Annotated in this window: 23 protein-coding genes and 1 pseudogene; 17 read left to right on the top strand and 7 right to left on the bottom strand. The window is 66.0% G+C overall.

Translation table 11 applies throughout. From position 1 onward, the window contains the following. Positions 1–6 precede the first annotated feature (6 nt). Genes DEH84_RS18750 through DEH84_RS18735 form a run of 4 tightly spaced genes read left to right on the top strand, consistent with a single transcriptional unit; the run spans position 7 to position 3,316 of the window. A complete protein-coding gene (locus tag DEH84_RS18750; RefSeq protein WP_109038728.1) occupies positions 7–630 on the top strand; it encodes a TetR/AcrR family transcriptional regulator in 624 nt (207 codons plus the stop codon). 31 nt (positions 631–661) lie between these two features. After that, positions 662–1,288: a TetR/AcrR family transcriptional regulator gene (locus tag DEH84_RS18745; RefSeq protein WP_342755641.1), complete on the top strand. Its 627-nt coding sequence runs from the start codon at positions 662–664 to the stop codon at positions 1,286–1,288. A gap of 46 nt (positions 1,289–1,334) precedes the next feature. After that, complete coding sequence (locus DEH84_RS18740) at positions 1,335–2,729, top strand: MFS transporter (protein WP_109038726.1); 1,395 nt, start codon at positions 1,335–1,337, stop codon at positions 2,727–2,729. Positions 2,730–2,776: 47 nt separating this feature from the next. Beyond that, positions 2,777–3,316 carry a PaaI family thioesterase gene (locus DEH84_RS18735; RefSeq protein WP_109038725.1) on the top strand — a complete coding sequence of 180 codons (540 nt, stop codon included), beginning with the start codon at positions 2,777–2,779 and terminating at the stop codon, positions 3,314–3,316. Positions 3,317–3,343: 27 nt separating this feature from the next. Here the strand turns inward: DEH84_RS18735 and DEH84_RS18730 are convergent, their stop codons facing one another. After that, the gene (locus DEH84_RS18730; protein WP_109038724.1) at positions 3,344–4,300 is read right to left on the bottom strand and encodes a LysR family transcriptional regulator; all 957 of its coding nucleotides are present in this window, start codon (positions 4,298–4,300) and stop codon (positions 3,344–3,346) included. A gap of 75 nt (positions 4,301–4,375) precedes the next feature. Here DEH84_RS18730 and DEH84_RS18725 point away from each other — a divergent pair, with 75 nt between their 5' ends. The 8 genes from DEH84_RS18725 (at position 4,376) to DEH84_RS18690 (ending at position 12,245) form a co-directional block, all read left to right on the top strand. Further along, the gene (locus DEH84_RS18725) at positions 4,376–5,119 is read left to right on the top strand and encodes a sulfite exporter TauE/SafE family protein (RefSeq protein WP_109038723.1); all 744 of its coding nucleotides are present in this window, start codon (positions 4,376–4,378) and stop codon (positions 5,117–5,119) included. A 169-nt stretch (positions 5,120–5,288) separates the two neighbouring features. Next, the gene (locus DEH84_RS18720; protein ID WP_109038722.1) at positions 5,289–6,044 is read left to right on the top strand and encodes a GntR family transcriptional regulator; all 756 of its coding nucleotides are present in this window, start codon (positions 5,289–5,291) and stop codon (positions 6,042–6,044) included. A gap of 4 nt (positions 6,045–6,048) precedes the next feature. After that, complete coding sequence (locus DEH84_RS18715) at positions 6,049–7,818, top strand: fumarate reductase/succinate dehydrogenase flavoprotein subunit (RefSeq protein WP_109038721.1); 1,770 nt, start codon at positions 6,049–6,051, stop codon at positions 7,816–7,818. A gap of 18 nt (positions 7,819–7,836) precedes the next feature. Continuing rightward, positions 7,837–8,082 carry a 4Fe-4S dicluster domain-containing protein gene (locus tag DEH84_RS18710; RefSeq protein ID WP_109038720.1) on the top strand — a complete coding sequence of 82 codons (246 nt, stop codon included), beginning with the start codon at positions 7,837–7,839 and terminating at the stop codon, positions 8,080–8,082. 48 nt (positions 8,083–8,130) lie between these two features. Further along, positions 8,131–9,555, top strand: coding sequence for an ABC transporter substrate-binding protein (locus tag DEH84_RS18705; RefSeq protein WP_109038719.1), 1,425 nt, complete (start codon positions 8,131–8,133; stop codon positions 9,553–9,555). 2 nt (positions 9,556–9,557) lie between these two features. Further along, complete coding sequence (locus DEH84_RS18700; RefSeq protein ID WP_109038718.1) at positions 9,558–10,352, top strand: ABC transporter permease; 795 nt, start codon at positions 9,558–9,560, stop codon at positions 10,350–10,352. Then, positions 10,349–11,227 (top strand): ABC transporter ATP-binding protein, encoded by an 879-nt coding sequence (locus DEH84_RS18695; protein ID WP_109038717.1) that lies wholly within the window; start codon positions 10,349–10,351, stop codon positions 11,225–11,227. Before DEH84_RS18700 ends, DEH84_RS18695 begins: the two co-directional genes overlap by 4 nt. Positions 11,228–11,243: 16 nt before the next feature. Continuing rightward, positions 11,244–12,245, top strand: coding sequence for a HEAT repeat domain-containing protein (locus DEH84_RS18690; protein WP_109038716.1), 1,002 nt, complete (start codon positions 11,244–11,246; stop codon positions 12,243–12,245). 35 nt (positions 12,246–12,280) lie between these two features. Here the strand turns inward: DEH84_RS18690 and DEH84_RS18685 are convergent. From DEH84_RS18685 to DEH84_RS18665, 5 genes and pseudogenes are all read right to left on the bottom strand, one after another. Then, positions 12,281–12,917: pseudogene (locus DEH84_RS18685) on the bottom strand (Rossmann-fold NAD(P)-binding domain-containing protein); the annotation flags it as partial. A gap of 96 nt (positions 12,918–13,013) precedes the next feature. Continuing rightward, positions 13,014–14,435 (bottom strand): ammonium transporter, encoded by a 1,422-nt coding sequence (locus tag DEH84_RS18680; protein ID WP_109038793.1) that lies wholly within the window; start codon positions 14,433–14,435, stop codon positions 13,014–13,016. Positions 14,436–14,458: 23 nt separating this feature from the next. Further along, positions 14,459–14,797, bottom strand: coding sequence for a P-II family nitrogen regulator (glnK, locus tag DEH84_RS18675; RefSeq protein WP_109038714.1), 339 nt, complete (start codon positions 14,795–14,797; stop codon positions 14,459–14,461). Between the two features lie 147 nt (positions 14,798–14,944). Next, positions 14,945–15,763: an N-formylglutamate deformylase gene (gene hutG, locus DEH84_RS18670; protein WP_109038713.1), complete on the bottom strand. Its 819-nt coding sequence runs from the start codon at positions 15,761–15,763 to the stop codon at positions 14,945–14,947. Beyond that, positions 15,760–16,779 carry a LysR family transcriptional regulator gene (locus tag DEH84_RS18665; RefSeq protein ID WP_109038712.1) on the bottom strand — a complete coding sequence of 340 codons (1,020 nt, stop codon included), beginning with the start codon at positions 16,777–16,779 and terminating at the stop codon, positions 15,760–15,762. The genes hutG and DEH84_RS18665 overlap by 4 nt, the downstream gene beginning before the upstream one ends. Before the next feature lie 149 nt (positions 16,780–16,928). Between DEH84_RS18665 and DEH84_RS18660 the strand changes: the two genes are divergently transcribed. Together DEH84_RS18660 and DEH84_RS18655 are read left to right on the top strand one after the other, a co-directional pair. After that, positions 16,929–18,116 carry an NAD(P)/FAD-dependent oxidoreductase gene (locus DEH84_RS18660; RefSeq protein ID WP_109038711.1) on the top strand — a complete coding sequence of 396 codons (1,188 nt, stop codon included), beginning with the start codon at positions 16,929–16,931 and terminating at the stop codon, positions 18,114–18,116. Next, entirely contained in the window at positions 18,117–18,713 is a 597-nt protein-coding gene (locus tag DEH84_RS18655) for a HutD/Ves family protein (RefSeq protein WP_109038710.1), read from the top strand. 29 nt (positions 18,714–18,742) lie between these two features. Here the strand turns inward: DEH84_RS18655 and DEH84_RS18650 are convergent, their stop codons facing one another. Further along, complete coding sequence (locus DEH84_RS18650; protein WP_109038709.1) at positions 18,743–19,345, bottom strand: helix-turn-helix domain-containing protein; 603 nt, start codon at positions 19,343–19,345, stop codon at positions 18,743–18,745. Between the two features lie 245 nt (positions 19,346–19,590). Between DEH84_RS18650 and glnT the strand changes: the two genes are divergently transcribed. Genes glnT through DEH84_RS18635 form a run of 3 tightly spaced genes read left to right on the top strand, consistent with a single transcriptional unit; the run spans position 19,591 to position 22,541 of the window. Next, complete coding sequence (gene glnT / locus DEH84_RS18645; RefSeq protein ID WP_109038792.1) at positions 19,591–20,937, top strand: type III glutamate--ammonia ligase; 1,347 nt, start codon at positions 19,591–19,593, stop codon at positions 20,935–20,937. A gap of 18 nt (positions 20,938–20,955) precedes the next feature. Continuing rightward, positions 20,956–21,864 (top strand): class II glutamine amidotransferase, encoded by a 909-nt coding sequence (locus DEH84_RS18640; protein WP_109038708.1) that lies wholly within the window; start codon positions 20,956–20,958, stop codon positions 21,862–21,864. Next, entirely contained in the window at positions 21,852–22,541 is a 690-nt protein-coding gene (locus DEH84_RS18635; RefSeq protein ID WP_109038707.1) for a GltB/FmdC/FwdC-like GXGXG domain-containing protein, read from the top strand. Before DEH84_RS18640 ends, DEH84_RS18635 begins: the two co-directional genes overlap by 13 nt. The last annotated feature ends 10 nt before the right edge of the window (positions 22,542–22,551 follow it).

Genomic DNA, 22,551 nt, shown 5'->3' with positions numbered 1-22,551 from the left:
ACCCGCATGCCCAAGAAGCCCCCCTCACCCGCAGCGCCCCTCGAACTGCGCGAGGCATGCGTCATCGCTGCGCAGGAAGTCATCGCAGAAAAAGGCATCGAGAACCTGAGCCTGCGCGACGTGGCGCGCAGGCTCGGTGTGTCGCATCAGGCACCGTACAAGCACTACCCCAGCCGGGATCACCTCCTGGCCGAGGTGATGCGGCGCTGCTTTCAGCGATTTGCAGCGCACCTCGATGCACGCGGGCACTTCGACACACCCCAGGAGGATCTGGCCGCGCTAGGACGCCAGTACCTCAGCTATGCGCGGGACCATCCCCTGGAATACCGCCTGATGTTCGATACACAGTGGCCCCAATCAGCAGAGCATCCGGACCTCCTCAGGGACGCCGCCCACACTTTCGACATCCTGCGCAAAGTATTGCGACGCCTGCATGGTGAAGCGGCCGCCTCGAACGACCGCGTGGATCTGGATGCCCTCTATATCTGGTCGACGGTACACGGCATGGCTGGCGTGTTGAATGGCAACTGCATCCACAAGCTGAACCTGAAGCGCGCGGTCGTGGAGCAAGCCATCGAACACGCGATCGTGATGGTCGAGCTCGGGCTATCGCGGAGCGCCAGTACCTGAGGCGCCGACCTGATTTGACGAAGCCTGGGATTTGACTCGGAAATATGACGATCGTAATATGATGGCCATCATGAAGACGCATCCGTCCCGCAAAGAGCAGAGCCACGAGCGCATCGTCGACGTCGCGGCGCGCGCCATTCGCCGCGCTGGCTACCGTGGCGTGGGGGTGGCCGACATCATGAAAGAAGCCGGCCTCACGCACGGCGGCTTCTACGCGCACTTCGCCTCTCGGGACGCCCTTCTCGTCGAGGCCATGCAACAGGCCGGCCGTGACAGCCAGATCACGCTGTCGCAGGCGGTTGAGCGTCGCGTGGCCAAAGGCCATTCCCGTTTCGCCGCCCTCGTTCAGGCTTATCTCCATGACATGCACATGGAGCGGCCCGAGCAAGGTTGTGTCGTTGCGGCGCTGGCTTCGGAAATGACGCGCCAGGACGATGCGGTGAGAGATGAGGCCCGTCGCCGTGTCGCCTCACTGGTCGAGTTTGTGCGTGCAGCGCTGCCGGCGGGCACCGATCCCGACCAGGGCGAAGTGGTGACCGCCACCATGGTCGGCGCCCTGCAACTTGCCCGCACATTGGGCGGCGCCGCCGGTCGCGCCTTGCTTGCGCAGACCCGTGAAGCGTTGATCCACAAACACCAGCCCTCGCTGGACCACTGACTTTCACAGCCGGGGTCTGCCGCCGGTCTTCAACGCGCCCGAAAATATGACGATCATCATAAATCCTTTGCCTGCCACCTCGGCGCCCCAGGCGTCGCCCTGGCCCGCGTTCTGGATCGCCTGCAGCGCGGTCTTCCTCGTGTCGCTGGACTCGACGATGCTGTTCGCGGCATTCGATGCCCTGCGCCTCAGCTTCGACGACACCTCCGTCGCCAAGCTGTCGTGGGTGCTGAACGCCTACACCGTCGTCTACGCAGCCATGCTGATTCCAGCCGGCGGGCTGGCCGACGCCCACGGACGCAAGCGTGTGTTCAGACTCGGCGTGGCGGTGTTTGTGGTGGCATCGGCCGCTTGCGGTCTGTCTCCCACAGTGAACTGGCTGATCGCGGCGCGCGTGTTGCAGGCGATCGGGGCGGCGTTGCTGACGCCAGCCTCGATGTCCATCGTGCTGGCGGCCTTCCCGGCCGAGCGCCGGGCCGTCGTCGTGAGCCTTTGGGGCGCCGTCGGCGGCCTCGCTGCCGCGGTGGGCCCCAGCCTGGGCAGTTGGGTCACCGCCCATGCTGGCTGGCCTTGGGCCTTCTACATCAACCTCCCGGTGGGCCTGTGGGCGCTCTGGCGCAGTGCCTCGCGTGTCGAAGAGGCCGTCAAGCCGACGCAACGCCGCCGCATCGACCTCGTCGGGCTCTTCTTGCTGATGGCCGCGGTGGGCGCCGTGGCCCTTGCCATCGTCGAGAGCGGATCGACCACATGGCGCACGGGTCAGCTCGCAGCGGTGGCCGGTGGCGGCATCCTGGCGGGTATCGCGTTCGTGCAGTGGGCGCGCGTGCACCCCACGCCGCTGGTCGACCTGGCCCTGTTCAGCCATCGCACCTACCGCTTTGCCAATGCAGCGACCCTGACCTTTGGCACCGCGTTCTCGATGATGTTCCTCGGCTTTTTCTTCTTCATGACTGGCGTGTGGCACTACACGCTGCCGCAGGCCGGGCTCGCGGTGACGCCGGGTCCGCTGCTGGTGATGCCGACGGCCATTGTCACCGGGCGGCTTGCCGCACGCCTGGGTCACCGCCCGTTCCTGGTCGGTGGCTCGCTGCTGTATGCATGCAGCAGCCTGTGGTTCCTCTGGGTGCCCTGCACGCAGCCCGACTACCTGCACGCCTGGCTACCCGGCCTGCTGATGAGCGGCATCTCGGTGGGCCTGGTGCTGCCATCGCTGTCAGGCGCGGCCGTGAGTCACTTGCCGGCGGCGCATTACGCGGTCGGTGCGGCCGTCAACCAGGCCACCCGGCAGATCGGTGGCGTGCTGGGTGTGGCAGTCACGGTCGGACTTCTGGGCCACTCGGGCCTGGTCCACGCCGATTTCAAAGCACTCTACGGACTGCACGCAGCGCTCGCGCTGATCACCGCACTGCTGTGCTGGCCCGTGAGCACCCGGCCACTCTGAGCGGCGCACATCACCCACTCCCCCCCAAACCCCCGAAGGAAACAGCAATGGATGACATCGACGTTCTCGAACAATGGCGAAGAGAGGAGCACGCCGTTCGTGCTCGCCTGCGGCCGGCAGACGCACCGCGGCCTTCATTGAGGATCGCGGGACTGTCGGGCATGGAGACTTTGCAAGCCATTTTCGCAGGCGAGCTGCCGCCACCGCCCATGGGCGAGACGCTGGACTTCATACCGATCCACATGGCGCCAGGGCTGGCCGTGTTCCAGGGGCGCCCGCAGCGGCGGCATTACAACCCGCTCGGCACCGTTCACGGAGGGTGGTTCGCCACGCTGCTGGACTCTGCCGTCGGCTGCGCCGTGCACACGACGCTGCCGGCCGGCCACGGCTACACGACGCTGGAGCTCAAGATCAACATGATCCGCGCGTTGACCGACAAGGTGCCGCTGGTGCGCGCCGAAGGCAAAGTCATCCACGCGGGGCGGCAGGTGGCCACGGCCGAAGGACGCATTGTCGGCCCGGATGGCAAGCTCTACGCGCACGCGACGACCACCTGCATGGTCTTTGAACATCCGTCGTCTGCATGATGCCTTTCGCCCGCCCCCTTGGTTGCCCTACCCGCGGACCTTGGCGAGCGCCAACAGCGGTGGCTTCAATGAAAGCAGCGAATCTGCCAACGCCCTGACCGCCGCCAGATCAGCGCCTTGCGATGTCATGCAGACCAGCAGCTTGCGGCTCGCCCAGCGATCGGTCAAGGTGAGCATCCGCGTGCCGTCAGCTCGAAAACGCAATGCCGCGCTTTCCGGCATCACGGCAGCCCCGACGCCTGCAGCCACCAGTTGCACCATGCCATCGAACCCGGAGAGCCGAACGCGGTGGCGGGGTATGCGACCGCTGCGGCTGGCCTGCGCGGCCAGGAAGCGGCTGAGGCCGCTGTCGCAGGGGAGGCCGACCAGGGCATGCTCCAGCAGCTCGCCAAACGCGATGGTGCGTCGCCTGCCCATTGGCCAGCTTCGGGGCAGCAATGCCACCAGGCGATCGTCCAGCCAGGGGTGCGCGATGAAGTCGGTTGTGTCCACGTGGTCTGCCACGACAGCGATGTCGGCGAAACCGCGCCGCAGGGCATCCAGCGCAGCATCACTCGCTGTCTCACGCACATCGAGGTCGATCTCGGGGTGATGGTACAGAAAGCGCGCCACCGATCGAGGCAGCGCCTCGGACATGGCCGCAGTGTTGCACAACAGCCGGACGGTGCCCCGCAAGCCGCGGCCAAAGCTGGCCATCTCCACATGCAGAGACTCCAGCTCCGTCAGTACGCGGTTCGCGTGTCGCGCCAGGGCCCTTCCTGCATCGGTGGGAACCGCCCCGGCCTTGGAGCGGTTGAGCAGGCGCGCGCCTGTGGCGTCTTCTAGGGCCTTCAGGCGGGCGCTCGCTGCCGCCAGAGACAGGTTCACCGCCTCTGCAGCCGCCGTGATGGAGCCGTGGGCGATCACCGCAGAGAAAAGGTGCAGGTCGAAAGGGTCGATGCGGTAGTCAACGGTGCGGCGAGGAGTGGTGGCCATGGCGTTCATCCTTCGGAATCACCGAAGGATAGGGGCAGCTTAATGGAATGGTGGCGGGCACCGATCCGGTACACCATACCCGCCATGGACATCATGCAGACCTTGTGGGTGGCGGCCGTGTTCGCCTTGGCCGGTGGCGTCAAAGGCATCACCGGGATGGGCTTGCCGACTGTGGCGATGAGCCTGCTCGGGCTATGGATGCCCCCTGCACAGGCCGCCGCGCTGCTGGTGATCCCGTCGCTGTCGACCAACGTGGCGCAATGCCGCGGGCCACATCTGCGCCCGCTCGCAAGCCGGCTGTGGCCAGGCTGGTTGGCGATCGCGATGGTCACGGCCTTCGCGCCCGGCCTGGGTGGCAGCAGCCCGACGGACGCGGCATCGCGCTGGCTTGGCTGTGTGCTGGTGGGCTACGGCTTGTGGGGCCTGTGGCGCCCCACCCTGCCCGACCTCTCGCAGCGCGGCCGGTGGCTGGGCGCAGTGGCGGGGGCCGCCACAGGCCTGATCACGTCGATGACCGCTGTGTTCGTGCTGCCGTGGGTGCCCTATCTGCAATCGCTGCGGCTGGACAAGGAGGCCACCGTTCAGGCACTGGGCCTGTCATTCACGGTGGCGACGCTGGCGTTGGCATTTCGGCTGCAGACCTCGGCGCCATTCGGCGAGGTGTCGGATGAAACAGCCTGGGTGTTGGGCGGCGCAATGGGGGGCGCCTTCGCGGGCATGAAGCTGGGTGAGATGCTGAGGGGGCGCCTCGCGGGCCCGGCGTTTCAGAAGGCACTGTTCACGGTGTTCATTGCGCTGGGTGTGGCGAACCTGATGAGAGGTGGCTAAATGTGTGGGCCTCAAGCGGTTGTAGGGCCTGTGCTTTGTGTGCTCATGCGCTTTCGGCCTGAGCTCATATGCTGTGCGCGCAAACGCATATGCACCACCGAATTCCTTCGTTTTGTTGATCTTGGTTGATTTCTAGACTGCCTCTCGACTTGTCATAACGAGTTGAGAAATGAACAGTCCACGCCCACCCCACGCCGCCCCTGCCGAGCCGCTCTATGAGCGGATTCGCCTGGCGCTGCGCGAGGGCATCCTGGCCGGCCACCACGTCCCCGGCAGCCGCGTGCCGTCCGAGAGCGCGCTGGGTCAGCTGTATGGCGCCAGCCGCATCACCGTGCGCCAGGCCTTATCGGCCTTGCAGCAAGAGGGGCTGATCTTCACCCGCCAGGGCAAAGGCAGTTTCGTCTCGCGCCCCAAGGCCTTTCAGAACGTCAGCACCTTGCGGGGCTTTGGCGAGCAGATGGCCACGCTGGGCTACGAGGTGCTTAACCAACTGCAGGAGCTGCGCGAGGTGCCGGCCAGTGCGCAGGTGGCGCAGCGCCTCGGTGTCTCATCCGGTGAGCCGGTGACGCAGATCCGCCGAGTGCGCCTGCTCAACCGCGAGCCTGTGTCGCTGGAGTGGACCTGGGTTCGCCCCGAGCTGGGCCGTCAGTTGGCCCAGGCCGACCTGATCGGCCGCGACATCTTCCTGATCCTTGAGAACGACTGCGGCGTGCCGCTGGGCCACGCCGACCTGGCGCTGGACGCGGTGTCCGCCGATACCGACATCGCCCGGGCTCTGGATATTGCCAGCGGTGACCCGGTGCTGCGCATCGAGCGCCTGACCCATGACGTCCACGGCACGCCGGTGGACTTCGAGTTTCTGTATTTCCGCAGTGACATCTTTCAGTACCGCTTTCGGGTCGATCGCCATCGGCCCCAGGAGTGAACCCATGCAGACCATCGAACATGAATACGACATCGTCGTCGTGGGGGGCGGCACCGCCGGTCCCATGGCCGCGATCAAGGCCAAAGAGGCCAACCCCAAGCTGCGCGTGCTGCTGCTCGACAAGGCGCACGTCAAGCGCAGCGGTTGCATCTCCATGGGCATGGACGGCTTGAACAACGCCGTCGTGCCCGGCTATGCCACGCCCGAGCAGTACACCAAGGAGATCACGATCGCCAACGACGGCATCGTCAACCAGTCCACCGTGTACGCCTATGCGCAGCACAGCTTCACCACCATCGAACAACTCGACAAGTGGGGCGTCAAGTTTGAGAAGGACGCCACCGGCGACTACGCGATGAAGAAGGTGCACCACCTGGGCACCTATGTGCTGCCGATGCCGGAGGGGCACGACGTCAAGAAGGTGCTGTACCGCCAGCTCAAGCGCACCCGCGTCGAGATCACCAACCGCATCATCGCCACGCGCCTGCTCAAGGCCGCCGATGGCAGCGTCAACGGCGTGATGGGCTTTGACAGCCGCACGGCCGACTTCCATGTGGTGCGTGCCAAGGCCGTCGTCCTGGCCTGCGGCGCAGCGGGCCGCCTGGGCCTGCCCTCGTCGGGCTACCTGATGGGCACTTACGAGAACCCGACCAATGCGGGCGATGGCTATGTGATGGCCTATCACGCTGGCGCCGAACTGGCCAACCTGGAGTGCTACCAGATCAACCCGCTGATCAAGGACTACAACGGCCCGGCCTGCGCCTACGTGACCGGCCCGCTGGGCGGCTATACCGCCAATGGCGAGGGCGAACGCTTCATCGAGTGCGACTACTGGAGCGGCCAGATGATGCTGGAGTTCTACCAGGAGTTGCAAGGCGGCAAGGGCCCCGTGTTCCTCAAGCTCGACCACCTGGCCGAGGAAACCATCCAGACCATCGAGACCATCCTGCACGGCAACGAGCGCCCGAGCCGCGGTCAGTTCCACGCCGGACGGGGAACCGACTACCGCAAGGACATGGTCGAGATGCATATCTCGGAGATTGGCTTTTGCAGCGGCCACAGCGCCTCGGGGGTGCACGTGAACGCCAAGGCCGAGACGACCGTGCCAGGCCTGTATGCCGTGGGGGACATGGCCGCCGTGCCCCACAACTACATGCTGGGCGCCTTTACCTATGGGTGGTTTGCCGGCGTCAACGCGGCCGAGCGCGCCAGCCAGCTGGACTTCAGCCCGGTCGATACGGAGCAGATCGAAGCCGAGAAGCGCCGCGTCTACGCCCCGCTGCAGCGTGACCACGGCCTGCCGCCACTGCAGGTCGAGTACAAGCTGCGTCGCTTCGTCAACGACTACCTGCAGCCGCCCAAGGTGACGCGCAAGTACGAAATAGGCCTCAAACGCTTCGAAGAGATCGGTGAGGACATCGGCCACCTGCACGCCCGCAACCCGCACGAGCTGATGCGTGCGGCCGAGGTGTCGGTCATCCGCGACTGCGCCGAGATGGCGGCCCGCGCCTCACTGTTCCGCACCGAAAGCCGCTGGGGCCTGTACCACCTGCGCGTGGACTACCCAGAGCGCAACGACGCCGACTGGTTCTGCCACGCTCATCTCTACAAGGACGCGCAGGGCCGCATGGCTCACGTCAAGCGCGAGATCGAGCCCTACATCGTGCCCATCAATGACACCGAGAAGACCGCGTACGACCGCCTTCGCATTCCGCGCGGACAGGCTCAGAAGCCGAGCCCGGATGCGTGTCAGCCCGTGCCGGCCGCCGCCTGATATCTGAAGGAAGCCCCTATGCCATTCGCTCCCGCCGCCATCGCTCAGTACGGCGAAGCCGCCGTCACCGTGGACCTGGACAAGTGCATCGCCCACAAGGGCTGCACCGTCTGCATCGACGTCTGCCCGATGGACGTGCTCGCCATCGACCCCGCCACCGGCAAGGCCCACATGAAGCACGACGAGTGCTGGTACTGCCTGCCTTGCCAGAAGGACTGCCCCACCCAGGCCATCAAGGTCGAGATCCCTTACCTCGTGCGCTGAGCCATCTCAGCGCACACGCCGCCCCTCTACGCATCCAGGAGTTGTCACATGTCCGTCCCTTCCTTCCCTCGCGCCCTGCGCGCCGTCGCCGTCGCTCTGACCGCCACGGCCACCTCCTTGGCCGCTCACGCTGAAACCATCCGCCTGGCCATCGGCACACAGGACACCACCATCAACTGCGCCACTGGTGGCCTGCTGATCCGCGAGCTCAAGCTGCTCGACAAGTACCTGCCCAAGGACGGCAAGTACAAGGGCGTCACCTACGACGTGCAGTGGAAGAACTTCACCTCGGGCGCGCCGCTGACCAACGAGATGCTGGCCGACAAGCTGGACATCGGCTCGATGGCCGAGTTCCCCGGTGCGGCCAACGGTGCTGCGTTTGAGAAGGCCGGCAAGAAGAGCGTGTTCATCACCGTGTTGTCGGGCAGCACGCTGGGCAGCGGCAACGGCATCGTCGTGCCCAAGGACTCGCCGGTGACCTCGCTGGCCGAACTCCGCGGCCGCACGATCTCGGTGCCCTTTGCCTCGGCCGCCCACGGCATGCTCCTGCGCGCGCTCCAGGCCCAAGGTCTGGATCCGGCCAAGGACGTGAACATCATCACCCAGGCACCGGAAGTGGCCGGCCCGGCCTTGCAGGCCAACAAGATCGAGGCGCACGCGGACTTCGTCCCCTTTGCCGAGGCCTTCCCCTTCCGTGGCTTTGCCCGCAAGATCTATGACGGCGCACAAGCAAAGTCGCCCACTTTCCACGGCACCCTGGTCAACACGGCTTTTGCCCAGAAGTACCCGGAGGTGGTCACGGCCTTCCTGCGCGCGTCGATTGAGGCCGACCGGCTGATCGCCGCCGAGCCCGAGAAGTACAGCGAACTGATCGAGAAGCACACCGGCATCGAGGCCCCGGTGAACTACCTCTTCCACGGCCCGCTGGGCCTGCAGACGCGCGACCACAGCTTCAAGCCGGAGTACCGTCAGGCACTGCAAACCGCGATCGACACGCTGCGCCTGCTGCGCCGTACCGACACGACGCTGAGCGCCGACGCGCTGATCGATGAGCGCTTCATCCGCACCGCTTACCAACAGTCCGGTCTGAACTACGACGCCCAGCTGAAGAACACGGCGAAGGCGCCACTCAAGGCCAACGATGCACTCACTGGGAAGGCCATCTCCGACACGGCTCGGCTGGCCGGCATCTGGGTCAAGGACGAGGGCAAAGTGCGCCACTACGCTTCGATCGAGAACGCGCTCAAGGACCTGGCCCAGCTGGAGAAGGCGGGCAAGAGTGCGCGTGCGGTCTATGTGCATGACCTGATCCACCGCATCAAGCTGCTGGGCAACCTGGCCTGGTACGCCACCGATGCCAAGGGTCAGGTGAGCGCCTTCCTGCAAAGGGATGCGGCCGTGGCCTATGCCGGTGCCAACAAAGGCAAGGTATTTGACTTCGCTGGCCTGCGCGCTGGCGTGACGGGACGCTGAGCATGCGCGCCACACCAAGCCAAGTCTGGCGCTGGGGCGCCCAGGCGATCTCGCTGGCGGCGTGCGTGCTGGTGTGGCATGTGCTGTCCACCCAGCAGGCCCACCTGGGGCTCGTCACCTTTGCCAACGTGCCGCCCCCTGCAGAAGTGTGGGACGCGGCCTGGGAACTGGTCGGATCTCCCAAGCTGAGCCAGCACCTGTCGAGCAGTCTGCTGCGCGTGGCATCGGGCTTCGTGTCGGCGAGCGTGCTGGGCGTGGGGCTGGGCCTGCTGATCGGGCGTTCACGCTGGGCGCGTCTGGCCCTGCTGGCGCCGCTGGAAGTGGTCCGTCCCATCCCCGCCGTGGCCTGGATCCCGCTGGCCATCCTGATGATCCCCTCATCGGAAGGCAGCATGGTCTTCATCACGTTCGTGGGTGCGCTCTTTCCCATCCTGCTCAACACCATCCACGGGGTCAACGGCGTGGACCCGCGCCTGGTGGCCTCGGCTCGCAGCCTGGGCACCAGCCCCTGGCGACTGTTCGGTCAGGTCATCCTGCCCTCGGCCGCGCCCAGCATCGTGACGGGCCTGTCGATCGGCATGGGCACCTGCTGGTTCTGCCTGGTCACGGCCGAGATGATCTCGGGTCAGTACGGCATCGGCTACTACACCTGGGAGTCCTACACCGTGCAGGCCTACGCCAACATCATCGTCGGCATGCTGGTGATCGGCCTGCTGGGCATGGGCAGCAGCGCGCTGATCCACTGGGGCGGGCAACGTCTGATGCCCTGGCATCGCACACAAGGAGGTCAGGCATGAGTGCCGTTTTGAAAAGCGTTCCCCCGGTGGCCACGCAAAGTGGAACGGGCCGCCTCGACATCGACCAGGTGTCCATCCACCTGGGCGAAGGCGCACAGCGCTTCGTGGCCCTTGACGAGGTCACGCTCACGATCGAACCCGGCGAGTTCGTCTGCCTGCTGGGGCCCTCGGGCTGCGGCAAGTCGACCTTGCTGGGTGCGCTGGCCGGGCATCTGCAACCGACCCATGGCGAGGCACGGCTCGATGGGCTGCGCATCGCGGGTCCCGATCCGCAACGCGGTCTGGTCTTTCAGCACCACACGCTGTTCCCGTGGCTGAGCGTACAGGACAACGTGGCCTATGGCTTGAAGATGCGCGGTGTGTCGCGCAGCGAGCGGCTGAATCTGGCGCAAGCGCTGCTCGAGGAAGTGGGTTTGCAAGGCTTTGAGCGGCGCTACCCGCATGCCTTGTCGGGCGGCATGCAGCAGCGCGTCGAAATTGCGCGGGTGCTGATCAACCAGCCGCGCGTGCTGCTGATGGACGAGCCCTTTGGCGCGCTCGATGCGCTGACCCGCCTGAAGATGCAGGAGCTGCTGTTGAGCCTGTGGGGCCATCTGAAGACCACCATCGTGTTCGTGACCCACGACATCGACGAGGCCCTTTTCATGGCCGACCGTATCCTGGTGATGAGCCCCCGCCCGGGCCGCATCGTCGAAGAGATCCACGTCGAGGCCGAGCGTCCACGTCAGTCCGAGTGGTTGACCAGCACACCGTTCGCTCACCTGAAGCGCCACTGCCTGGACCTGCTGCGCGAGCCCGACACCACCTTGCCGCTGGAGCGTCTGAACCCGGTGACCGGCTTGAACCGCCGCGGCATCCGCTCCTCCGAGTTCTGAAGAAAGCACCTCCCCCATGAGTACCCTGTTTGCCCTGTCCTCGCCCGAGGTATCGCCCTCCGACGACGACCTGCAAGAGCTACAGCCCCGCCTGACGTCGGACGACGCCACCGTGCGCCGCCTAGCCTTGATCGAACTGGCCGAACTGGAAGACGAAGCCCACGCGCCCTGGCTGGCCTGGGCTTTGCGCGACCCTGACCCGGCCATCCGCGCCGATGTGGCCGCGCGCCTGGCGTACTGGGAGCAGCCAGTGGTGCTGAACGCCCTGGTGGACGCCTTGCACGACGAGGTGCCGGCCGTGCGCGAGGCCGCCGCCTACAGCCTGGCTGAGATCAAGCAAGCCGACAGCGGCACGCTCCTGTTGCCCGCGCTGGAAGGGGCTCAAGGGTTCGTGCTGGCCAGCCTGTTGCACGCCATCAAGGAGCTGCGCTTGCCCGGCAGCCTCAACGCCGCCTTGCGCGCCACCAACGACCGCGATGCCATCGTGCGCCTGGCCGCGGTGGGGGTGCTGGGCTGGCTCAAGGACGCAAGCGCGCTGCCGGTCCTCACCCACCTGGCCGCCCACGACCCCGATCCCGAGGTGCGCCGCGCCGCGGTGGGCGCGCTGGGCCTGGGGCAAGGCCACGATGCGCAGGTGCAGCCGGGCTTGCTGGGCGCCTTGCGGGACCCGGTGTGGCGGGTTCGCGAAGAAGCGGCTGCCACGCTGGGCAAGCTGAAGCTGCCCGAGGCAGTCACCCCCCTGACCCAAAGCCTGCAAGATGCTTACTGGCAGGTGCGCCAACTGTCCGCACGGGCCTTGGGACGGCTGAAGGCCGTTCAGGCAGTGGACGCACTGATCACACACGCCCTGCAGCACGACATCGCCAACTTGCGCAAGGAAGCCTGTGTGGCCTTGGGCGAGATCGGCCATGCGTCGGCTTTGCCCGCTCTGACCGTCGGGTCCCAAGACCCGGACCCGGAAGTGCGCAAGATGGCGCGCCTGGCGATCACGCTGATTCAGCAGCGCGTGGCCGTCTGAGTGAGCAGCGCAACCGGGCTCTTGTACCCAACTCACGCGCAGGTGAGCGCTTCCACAAACCCCGAGTCGTCGATCGGGACATAACGCACCGGCTTCCCGTAACCTCGGACAGGAGCTGCGCGGCGTCCGCATAGCTGATCGCCTCAGGCCCGGTCAGATTGAAGGACTGGCCATCGAAGCGGTCCGTGGTCAACGCCAAAGCGGCGCCTTCCGCGATGTCACGCACGTCGATGAAACTCGACATGCCCGTACCGGCTGCCGCGCGATCTGCCCGTGGTTGATGCCTGCTTTCCAGAGGTTGTGGAAGTTGTCCGAGAACCAGTTCGGTTGCAGGATCACATACGGCGTACCGGATCGCTCGAGCGCGATCTCCACCTGGCGGTAAGGGATCGCCTCGTCGGCGTCGACATCGAACACGGTCTGGAGAACCACCTTCACACGGCGTTCTGCAGCGGCCGGGATCACCGGCTGCAGCAACTCCTTCGGGTTCACATGGCCGCCAGGTAGCCTGACGTAGGCCCGATCCACGCCATCGAACGCCGCGGGAAACGTCTCGGGTCTGGCGTAGCCGAAGACCACGCCTTCTGCGCCCGCCACCGGCTTGCCGGAGCGCGAAGCTGCATTCTGTCGCATTGGGCCGAGAAGCACATGGACGCGGTGCTGTTGGCGCAGTCGAAGTACGACGAGGCCAACGCGAGCGCGCGCAACTGAGCAAACAAAAAAGCCCGGCCATCCCGGCCGGGCTCGTGTTGCGGCAACAGATGCGGTTCAGAGGTGATACGCCCGCTCGCCGTGCGAGCTGAGGTCCAGCCCTTCGCGCTCTTCGTCTTCGCTCACGCGCAGACCCAGGGTCAGGTCGACCACCTTGAAGGCCACGAAGGACACCACGCCCGACCAGACGACGGCCACCCCCACGCCCCACAACTGGCTCATCATCTGAGCCGCCATGTCGTAGGCCGCCACGCTGTTGCTCACGTAGTCGTACACGCCGGTTCCGCCCAGGGCCGGCGAGGCAAACACGCCAGTCAGCAGCGCACCCAGGATGCCACCGACGCCGTGCACGCCGAAGACGTCCAGGCTGTCGTCGACACCCAGCATGCTCTTGAGCCCGTTGACACCCCAGTAGCACACCACGCCGGCCAGCAGGCCGATCACCATCCCACCCATCGGGCCCACGAAGCCACAAGCCGGCGTGATGGCCACCAGGCCGGCAATGGCGCCCGAGGCCGCGCCCAGCATCGAGGGCTTGCCCTTGGCGACCCACTCCACCAGCGTCCACGACACCGTGGCCGCACAGGTGGCGAGGAAGGTGTTGATGAAGGCAAGGCCTGCCGTGCTCGACACTTCGAGGTTGGAGCCGACGTTGAAGCCGAACCAGCCCACCCACAGCAGTGAGGCGCCGATCATGGTCATCGTCAGGCTGTGCGGTGGCATGGGTTCCTTGCCGAAGCCGGTGCGGCGGCCGATCATGAAGGCGCCCACCAGGCCCGCCATGGCCGCATTGATGTGCACCACCGTGCCGCCCGCGAAGTCGATGGCACCCTTCTGGAACAGGAAGCCCGCCGTGGCGCCCGCAGCCTCGGCCGCCTCCGCGCTGGTGTAGGCATCCGGACCAGCCCAGAACCACACCATGTGGGCCAGCGGCAGATAGCTGAAGGTGAACCACAGCACCATGAAAAGAAGCAAGGCAGAGAACTTGACTCGCTCAGCCAGTGAGCCAATGATGAGCGCCGGCGTGATGGCCGCAAAGGTCATCTGGAAAGCAACGTAGAGGTATTCAGGGATGGCGACCCCTTTGGTGAACGTGGCCGCCAGCGTGTCGACCGTGACCCCGCGCAGGAATGCCTTGTCGAAGCCCCCGAAAAACGCATTACCCTCGGTGAACGCGAGGCTGTAGCCATACAGACACCACAGCATGCCCAGCAACGAGAAGGTGATCATCACCTGCATCATCACCGAGAGCATGTTCTTGGCGCGCACCATGCCGCCGTAGAACAGCGGCAGACCGGGCACCGCCATCATGATCACCAGCACCGTGGCGACGATGATCCAGGTGGCGTCACCTTTGTTGACCACGGGTGCGACGGCCGAGGCCGCAGCCGTCACCGCGGTCGCCGCATCCTGCGCGTGAGCCGGCGTAACGCAGGCGGCGGCGAGCGCCGCGGCAGCAAGGAGGACTTTGTTCTTCATCATGGACTCCTGGTGTGCAAGGCTCAGAGCGCCTGCTCGTCGGTTTCGCCCGTGCGGATGCGAATGGCCGCATCCAGGCTCGTGACGAAGATCTTGCCGTCGCCGATCTTGCCGGTGTAGGCGGCCTGCCGGATCACTTCGATCAGCATGTCGACCTGCTCGGCCTTGACCGCAACGTCCACCTTCACTTTCGGCAGGAAGTCAACGACGTACTCGGCACCCCGGTACAACTCGGTGTGCCCTTTCTGGCGGCCAAAGCCCTTCACTTCCGATACGGTGATGCCCTGAACACCGGCATCGGCCAGCGCCTGGCGCACATCGTCGAGCTTGAACGGCTTGATCACGGCGGTAATCAGCTTCATGGGAACTCCAGTCTTCATTCATGCAGTCAGCCCCCCTGACTGCTCCGATGAAGGTCATGCAACCCCTGTGCCAATGTTTCCTATTGAGATACGTTGATTAACCACAGGAAACACGCCGCAACGCGGTGCGTCGCCCCATCGCGGGGATCACGCCGCACCAGCGCGTGTCACATTCAGCTGCGCCAGCCCCGCACGCAACATCGCCTCGAGCAGCGGCTGCACCTGACCGGCCACGTCGGGTTCATACGAGAACGGCGCGTCTTCCTGCATGTACAGGCGCTGGCTCATCTCGAGCTGGATGGCGTGGATGCCGTTGGACGGCTGCCCGTAATGGCGCGTGATGTAGCCGCCCTTGAAGCGCCCGTTGACCACATGCGTGTAAGGCCCCGTGCGCGCCACATCGACAACCGCCGACAGGATGGCGGGATCGCAGCTTCGGCCATCGGCCGTGCCGAAGTTCAGGTCCGGCAAACGGCCTTCGAACAGGCGCGGCAACACGCTGGCAATCGAGTGGGCATCCCACAGCATCACCGCGCCATGCAACGCCTTCAGACGATCCAGCTCGGTGCGGATCTGTTCATGGTATGGCCGCCAGTACGCTTCCAGGCGCCGCGCCTGCTCGGCGTCGTCCGGCACATGGCCCGGCAGGTACAGCGGCTCGCCGCGGAAGGTGTCCATCGGGCACAGCGACGTGGTGGTCTGCCCGGGATACAGGCTTTCGCCATTGGGCGGGCGGTTCAGGTCGATCACATAACGAGACACCTTGGCCTGGATGATGGACGCGCCCATCTCTCGCGCGAAGGCGTACAGGCGGTCGAGGTGCCAGTCGGTGTCCTGCCGGATCCCGGCCACATCCGCCATGCCCGTCTGCAACGAGGCGGGGATGTGCGTGCCCAGGTGGGGCATCGAGATCAGCAGCGGCAGCGTGCCGGACGTGAAGGTGTAGGTGGGCGTGTCGATCTTCATGTGAAATCCTCTTCAGGACAGGACAGGGCCGCCGGCGCGAGGGCGGGGATTGCCTTGCGGATGGCCGGCGCGGTGTCGAGGCGGATGACGTCGCGCGTGACCCGCACGACCTCGTCGTCCAGCCCCGCCCACTCGCCTTCGCGCGAAAGCAAGAAGAAGTGGCGCTGCCCCAACCGGCTGGCAGGCAGGGGGACGACGTTGACCGCATCCAGGTATTGCCGCGACTGCCACAGGCACAAGGGCGTGCTCAGGGCCCAGCCCAGGCCGGATGCCACCAGGCTGAGCAGCGGGTCGGTGGCATCGAACTCGTAGCAACGCGGCGCATCGACGCCCACATGGCGCAGGAAGCGCTCGATCTGCTGGCCCGTGACCGAGCGCTGGCTGTAGCGAATCAGGGGCAGCTTGCCGGCCGCGGCAGACAGCCCGCGCAAGGACGCGAGCACGGGCAGACTGTGATGCTTGGGGTACACGGCCACCCAGGACTCGGAAAAGAGCAGCCGCTGCGAGACCCGCGGGTCCGCCAGCGCCGATTCGGTGCAGATCACCATGTCGAGCTCGCGGCCCTGCATCTGGTCGGCCAGACCGGGCGTCAGGCCCGACCACATTCGGATCTGGCGGGCCTTGCCGGCCATCGCCTTGATGAGCTGTGGGCCCACGGTGGCAGCGAACGAGTCCACGCAGCCCAGGCGGATCTGCTCCATTTCCTGGCGGGCAGACGCGCGCACCTTGTCCATGGCGAGGCGGGCGTGCGACAACAGCTGGGCCGAGGCCTCGTGCAGCAGACGCCCGGCCAGCGTGGGCCGCGCCGGCCGCACCTCACGGTCCATCAGTTGCAGCCCCAGGTCTTCTTCCAGCGACTTGATCGACTGGCTGACGGCACTCTGGCTCAGGCCCAGCCGCTCGGCCGCCAGCACCATCGAACTGGCATCACAGACGGCCACAAACGTTTCGAGCGCGCGCAGATCGGGCACGCCGGTGTTCCGGCGCTGGGTGGGTGGCGTTCTGGGTAAAGCCATGCTGGGCATCCTCGGGTGGTTCAGACCAGACACGGACAACTTCAGTTTTTCCGCATCTCTTGTGGTGATTTGCTTCACCTAACAAGAGCCGTGCCAGGCAGGACTAGGCTGAAGCCATTCCAAACCTCTTGAACCCAGAAAGGCTGACGATGGAAAGCTATGACGCCATCGTGATCGGGGCCGGTGTGATCGGCTCTTCGGTTGCTTACCACCTTGCCCGTTTCGGCGCGAAGAAGGTGCTCGTGCTGGACCGGTCGCAGATCGGTGCGGGCACCAGCACGCAGTCCTCGGGCATCCTGCGCACGCACTACTCGGTGATCGAGAACGTGGAGCTGGCGAAGCGCTCGTGGTCGGTCTTCACCGACTTCTCAGCCTACCTGGAAGACGAGGATGCCGCATCCGGCCTGGTCAAGTGCGGCTACCTGATCTGCGCACCGGACGGCCCCAAGCTGTCTCCGCTGCAGTCGGCTCTCGAGGGGCAGCGTGCCATGGGCATCGAAGTGCAGTTCCTGGGCCAGGAGGAAGCCCGCTCGCTGCTGCCCATTGCCCACTTCGACGACGCTGCGCTGATCGGCTACGAGCCTGAAGCCGGCTTTGCCGATGCCTACCTCGTGGCCACCAGCTTTGCCCGCGCCGCGCGCCGCCTGGGCGTCAAGATCATGGAAGGCGTCAACGTCGAGAAGCTGCTGGTGGACAACGGCCGCGTCTGCGGCGTCGAAACCTCGCAGGGCACCTTCCGCAGCAACACGGTCATCAGCACGCAGAACATCTGGGCCACCGACATCGAGCGCTGGACCGGCATCCCGACACCCGTGGTGCCCGAGCGCCACGCCGTGCTGGCCCTGGAATGCGCCGAGGCCCACTACACCTTCAAGATGCCTGTGTTCAAGGACCTGGGCTCGCCCGGCATGCTGTACTGCCGCAGCTATGGCGGCAACCAGATGCTGGTGAGCGAAGGCATCGTCGGCGAGACACTGGCCGTGCCGGACAACGAGCAGGGCGACATCTCGATGGACTACGTGGTCGAGGTCGGTGCCCAGGTGGCCGAGCGCTTCCCGGCCTACGAGACCGCCGGCCTGGCCTCGTCGTGGACGGGCGTCTACGACGTCACCCCTGACTGGAACCCGGTGCTGGGCCGCCTGCCGGGCATCCAGGGCCTGATCGTGGGCTACGGCTTCTCGGGCCATGGCTTCAAGCTGTCTCCGGCGGTCGGCCGCGTGCTGGCGCAAGAGGCACTGGGCCTGCCGACCGATGTGTCGCTGGCGCCCTATGCGCTCGAGCGCTTCAGCACCGGTCAGTTGCTGACCGGCAAGTACGGCCTGGGCGCGGTGTCCTGAGTGATCACGCACGTCGTGGCCCTGCCCAAGGGCCTGACCCAACTGTCGCTGGCCGCCCTGCCGCGCGAGCGGTGGCGCAACGGCAAGGGGTGGACCCGGCCGGTGGCGCAGGGCGGCCCCGCGGGCGCACCGTCGTGGCGCGTGAGCCTGGCGGAGATCACTGAGGCGGCGCCCTTCTCGGCGTTTCCAGGCATGGACCGGACCACGGTGCTGGTCGATGGCGGACCGGTCTCGCTGGTGGCGCCGCACCAGCAGTGGGCCCTGTCAGAGCGAGGCGACCGGGCGCACTACGGCGGCGAGCTGTCCCTGCACAACACGGCCCCGGAACGCGACACGCTGTTCTGGAACGTCATGACGGCACGGGGCCGGGTCTCGGCCTCCGTTCACCTGCTGCACGGCGCACTGGCCCTTCCAGAGCAGGGCCACAGCCTGGTATGGGTGCTTCGCGGCGGCTACACGCTCGCCGGCCAGCCACTGCCCGGCCTGATCCACCTGGGCCCGCAAGAAGGGCTGCACTGGCGTGGCGGCCAGCACAAGCTCATGCTGCGAGCCACCGAGCCGGACAGCCTGCTGCTGCACACCTTGCTCACCGAGTGAGACAGTGTGTTCACCCCGTCAGGCCACACTCACTCGGCCTGGCGCGGGTAGACGATCACCGACAGGAACTTGATCGGGCACTTGGCCAGGCGCTCGGGCCCGTGCGGCACTTCCCCTTCGAATGACAACGAATCGCCGGGTTCGAGCAGGTAGGTCTCCTGCCCGACCCGGTATTCGATCTTGCCTTCCAGCATGTAGAGGAACTCGTGCCCCGGGTGCTCGAAAGTGGGGTAGCGCTCGGAGTCGTCTTCGATGGTGATGAGGAAAGGCTCGAACAGCTTGACCGGACCCTGGTCGTACGCCAGCAGGTGGTAGGTGTGCCCACTCTTGGTGCCACGACGCACCACTTCCATGCCAGCGCCCTTCTTGATGTGCTGCGCCGAACTGGATGTCGCGTCGTACTTGCTGAACAGCATCGACATCGACACCCCGAGCACGCGCGCGATGCGGGCGAGCGTGTCCATGCCCGCGGTGGTCTGCCCGTTCTCGATCTTGGACAGCATGCCGCGGCTGATGCCGGCCTGTTCGGCCACTTGCGCCAGGGTGAGGCTGTGCCGCTGTCGCTGCTCGCGAATGGCTGCGCCCACCGTTTCTTCCAGTGATGGCAGGTTGCCGCTCTGGTCCCTATCCAAGCCTCACTCCTCAAGAACATTGCCGTGAACGCAGTGTACGTGGACACCTGAAACGCAGCGCCTCGTTCACCAAAATGGTGTTTCCCTGTAGGCACACTAGTTGCATTACAGGAAACACCGCGATAAGCTTCCTTCCCATGAAGCAGCGCGCACCGCACCGGGACTGAGCCCGGTCCCCACATCTGAAGGAGCCTGCCTTGAACGCTGCCATCCCCCTTCCCCTTGATGCCCCGCCCGGCGAACTCGTGCCCCCTGCACGCTTCGACACCGTCGAAGAAGCGCAGCAGTACCTGCGCGCCCAGGGCGTGTCCTACGTGCTGGCCCAGTTTGTCGACATCCACGGCGTGGCGAAGGCAAAGTCGGTGCCAGTGGCCCATCTGGAGACCGTGCTGACCGACGGTGCCGGGTTTGCCGGCTTCGCCATCTGCGGCGTCGGCATCGAGCCGCATGGCCCGGACTTCATGGCCAAGGGCGACCTTTCGACCGTCTCGCTGGTGCCCTGGCAGCCCGGCCTGGCGCGCATCGTGTGCGAAGGCCATGTGGAAGGTGAGCCCTGGGTCTACGACAGCCGCGTCACGCTCAAAAAGCAGGTGGCCCGCCTGGCCGAGCGTGGACTGACCATGTTCACCGGTCTGGAGCCCGAGTTCTCGCTGCTGCGTCGGACCGAGTCAGGCAGCATCGAGCCCTGCGACCCCAGCGACACGCTGGCCAAGCCCTGCTACGACTACAAGGGCCTGTCGCGCACCCGCGCCTACCTGGAGAAGCTCTCCAACGTCATGCGCGCCACCGGCATCGACGTCTACCAGATCGACCACGAAGACGCCAACGGCCAGTTCGAACTGAACTACACCTACACAGACTGTCTCACCTCGTGTGATCACTTTGTGTTCTTCAAGATGGCGGCCGCCGAGATCGCCAACGAGATGGGCCTGGTGTGCTCGTTCATGCCCAAGCCCTTCGCCAACCGCCCGGGCAACGGCATGCACATGCACCTGTCCATCGGCGATGGCAAGCGCAACCTGTTCTGCGACAAGGCCGACGCCAACGGGCTGGAACTCTCGCCCATGGCCTATCACTTCCTGGGTGGCCTGCTGGCCCACGCGCCGGCCCTGACCGCGCTGTGCGCCCCCACGGTGAACTCGTACAAGCGCCTGGTGGTGGGCCGCTCGCTGACCGGCGCCACCTGGGCCCCGGCCTACATCAGCTACGGCGACAACAACCGCTCGACCATGGTGCGTGTGCCCAAGGGCCGGCTGGAACTGCGCCTGCCGGACGGCGCCTGCAACCCCTACCTCGCCACGGCCGCCGTGATCGCGGCCGGCCTGGATGGCATCGACCGCAAGCTGGACCCGGGTGCCCCGCGCAACGTGAACCTGTACGAGTGGAGCGATGCACAGCTGAAGGAAGCCGGCATCGGCCTGCTGCCGCAGAACCTGGGCGCCGCGCTGGATGCGCTGGAAGCCGACGAACTCATCACCGGCGCCCTGGGCCCGGTCGCCAAGGAGTTCCTCAAGCTCAAGCGCATGGAGTGGATCGAGTACCAGCGCCATGTCTCGGACTGGGAAGTCAAGCAATACCTGGAATTTTTCTGAAGAAGGAACAGACCCATCATGTGTGGAATCGTTGGATTGCTCCTCAAGAAGCCCGCGCTGCGCAGCCAGCTCGGCGAGCTCATGGTGCCCATGCTCATCGGCATGACCGAGCGTGGCCCCGATTCGGCCGGCCTGGCCGTGTTCACCGACCCGCTGCCCGCGGGCCTGCGCAAGATCAGCGTGTACTCGGGTCTGACCGAGGAAGGCAGCGACTACAACTGGTCGGCCATGCTGGACGCGCTCAACACCGAACTGAAGGTGCAGGCCAAAGCCACCGTCAAGGCCAACCACGCCGTGATCACCTTCGAAGGTGCGGCCGAGCCGGTCAAGGCCTTCGTCAAGGCCTACGGCCCGAAGCTGCACCTGCTGTCGACGGGCCGCAGCATCGACCTGTACAAGGACATCGGCACGCCGGCTGAAGTGGCGGCCCGCTACCAGTTCAGCCAGCTGCAAGGCAGCCACCTGGTCGGCCACACCCGCATGGCCACCGAGTCGGCCGTGACGCCGGACCGCGCGCACCCCTTCACCGCCGGTGAAGACTTCTGCCTGGTGCACAACGGCTCGCTGTCGAACCCGAACGGCGTGCGCCGCATGCTCGAGCCGCGTGGCATCAAGTTCGAAACCGACAACGACACCGAGGCGGCGTGCCGCTTCCTGGAGTGGCGTCTGCGCGAAGGCGACACCCTGCACAACGCGCTGCAGAAGGGCTTCGAAGCGCTGGATGGCTTCTTCACCTTCCTGATGGGCACCTCGACCGAACTGGCCCTGATCCGCGACCCCTTTGCCTGCAAACCGGCCGTGGTGGCCGAAACCGACGACTACGTGGCCATTGCCTCCGAGTTCCGCTCGCTGGCCCACCTGCCCGATGTGAAGCACGCCACCGTCTTTGAACCTGCCCCTGAGGAGATGTACGTATGGAAAGCCTGACCTTTGACCTGAGCCAGGGTGGCGTTCGCCCGCTCAACCAGCACCTGCACGGCCCGGCAGCCGAGCTGACCGGTCAGCACATCACCGTCGTGAACCCCGATGGCGCCCACAACATCGCCGTGGGCCTGAACGCCCCGGTGAAGGTGACCATCGATGGCCACGCAGGCTACTACGCCGCCGGCATGAACAAGCTGGCCGACGTGACCATCAATGGCAGCGCCGGCACCGGCGTGGCCGAGAACATGATGAGCGGCAAGGTGCACGTGAAGGGCTTTGCCTCGAACAGCGCCGGGGCCTCGGCCCACGGTGGCCTGTTGATCATCGACGGCGATGCGGGCCTGCGCTGCGGCATCTCGCTCAAGGGCGGCGACATCGTGGTGGGGGGCTCGGTCGGCAGCTTCTCGGGCTTCATGGCACAAGCCGGCCGCATGGTCATCTGCGGCAACGCCGGCGACGCTCTGGGCGACTCGCTGTACGAAGCCGTGATCTACGTGAAGGGCGAGATCAAGAGCCTGGGCGCCGATGCGCAGCTGGAGCCGCTGGGCGACAGCGACATCACCGCGCTGACCGAGCTGCTGGCCGCCGCGGGCCTGAACCACAAGCCGCAGGACTTCAAGCGCGTGGCTTCCGCTCGCTCGCTGTACCACTGGAACGCAGACGCTGATCAAACCTACTGAGGAGCCCTGT

Source organism: Aquabacterium olei (assembly GCF_003100395.1).
GTDB lineage: Bacteria > Pseudomonadota > Gammaproteobacteria > Burkholderiales > Burkholderiaceae_C > Aquabacterium > Aquabacterium olei.
The sequence above is the reverse complement of the archived record's forward strand: the minus strand, read 5'-3'. Positions and strand labels throughout refer to the sequence as shown.

What these genes read in the sequence shown, in the direction of transcription:
- DEH84_RS18680 (WP_109038793.1), bottom strand. Translation starts at nt 14,435, where the DNA reads ATGAAGAACAAAGTCCTCCTTGCTGCCGCGGCGCTCGCCGCCGCCTGC.
- DEH84_RS18750 (WP_109038728.1), top strand. Translation starts at nt 7, where the DNA reads ATGCCCAAGAAGCCCCCCTCACCCGCAGCGCCCCTCGAACTGCGCGAG.
- DEH84_RS18640 (WP_109038708.1), top strand. Translation starts at nt 20,956, where the DNA reads ATGTGTGGAATCGTTGGATTGCTCCTCAAGAAGCCCGCGCTGCGCAGC.
- DEH84_RS18720 (WP_109038722.1), top strand. Translation starts at nt 5,289, where the DNA reads ATGAACAGTCCACGCCCACCCCACGCCGCCCCTGCCGAGCCGCTCTAT.
- DEH84_RS18735 (WP_109038725.1), top strand. Translation starts at nt 2,777, where the DNA reads ATGGATGACATCGACGTTCTCGAACAATGGCGAAGAGAGGAGCACGCC.
- glnK (WP_109038714.1), bottom strand. Translation starts at nt 14,797, where the DNA reads ATGAAGCTGATTACCGCCGTGATCAAGCCGTTCAAGCTCGACGATGTG.
- DEH84_RS18725 (WP_109038723.1), top strand. Translation starts at nt 4,376, where the DNA reads ATGGACATCATGCAGACCTTGTGGGTGGCGGCCGTGTTCGCCTTGGCC.
- DEH84_RS18705 (WP_109038719.1), top strand. Translation starts at nt 8,131, where the DNA reads ATGTCCGTCCCTTCCTTCCCTCGCGCCCTGCGCGCCGTCGCCGTCGCT.
- DEH84_RS18690 (WP_109038716.1), top strand. Translation starts at nt 11,244, where the DNA reads ATGAGTACCCTGTTTGCCCTGTCCTCGCCCGAGGTATCGCCCTCCGAC.
- DEH84_RS18715 (WP_109038721.1), top strand. Translation starts at nt 6,049, where the DNA reads ATGCAGACCATCGAACATGAATACGACATCGTCGTCGTGGGGGGCGGC.
- DEH84_RS18730 (WP_109038724.1), bottom strand. Translation starts at nt 4,300, where the DNA reads ATGAACGCCATGGCCACCACTCCTCGCCGCACCGTTGACTACCGCATC.
- DEH84_RS18660 (WP_109038711.1), top strand. Translation starts at nt 16,929, where the DNA reads ATGGAAAGCTATGACGCCATCGTGATCGGGGCCGGTGTGATCGGCTCT.
- DEH84_RS18710 (WP_109038720.1), top strand. Translation starts at nt 7,837, where the DNA reads ATGCCATTCGCTCCCGCCGCCATCGCTCAGTACGGCGAAGCCGCCGTC.
- DEH84_RS18695 (WP_109038717.1), top strand. Translation starts at nt 10,349, where the DNA reads ATGAGTGCCGTTTTGAAAAGCGTTCCCCCGGTGGCCACGCAAAGTGGA.
- DEH84_RS18665 (WP_109038712.1), bottom strand. Translation starts at nt 16,779, where the DNA reads ATGGCTTTACCCAGAACGCCACCCACCCAGCGCCGGAACACCGGCGTG.
- DEH84_RS18635 (WP_109038707.1), top strand. Translation starts at nt 21,852, where the DNA reads ATGGAAAGCCTGACCTTTGACCTGAGCCAGGGTGGCGTTCGCCCGCTC.
- DEH84_RS18700 (WP_109038718.1), top strand. Translation starts at nt 9,558, where the DNA reads ATGCGCGCCACACCAAGCCAAGTCTGGCGCTGGGGCGCCCAGGCGATC.
- hutG (WP_109038713.1), bottom strand. Translation starts at nt 15,763, where the DNA reads ATGAAGATCGACACGCCCACCTACACCTTCACGTCCGGCACGCTGCCG.
- DEH84_RS18740 (WP_109038726.1), top strand. Translation starts at nt 1,335, where the DNA reads ATGACGATCATCATAAATCCTTTGCCTGCCACCTCGGCGCCCCAGGCG.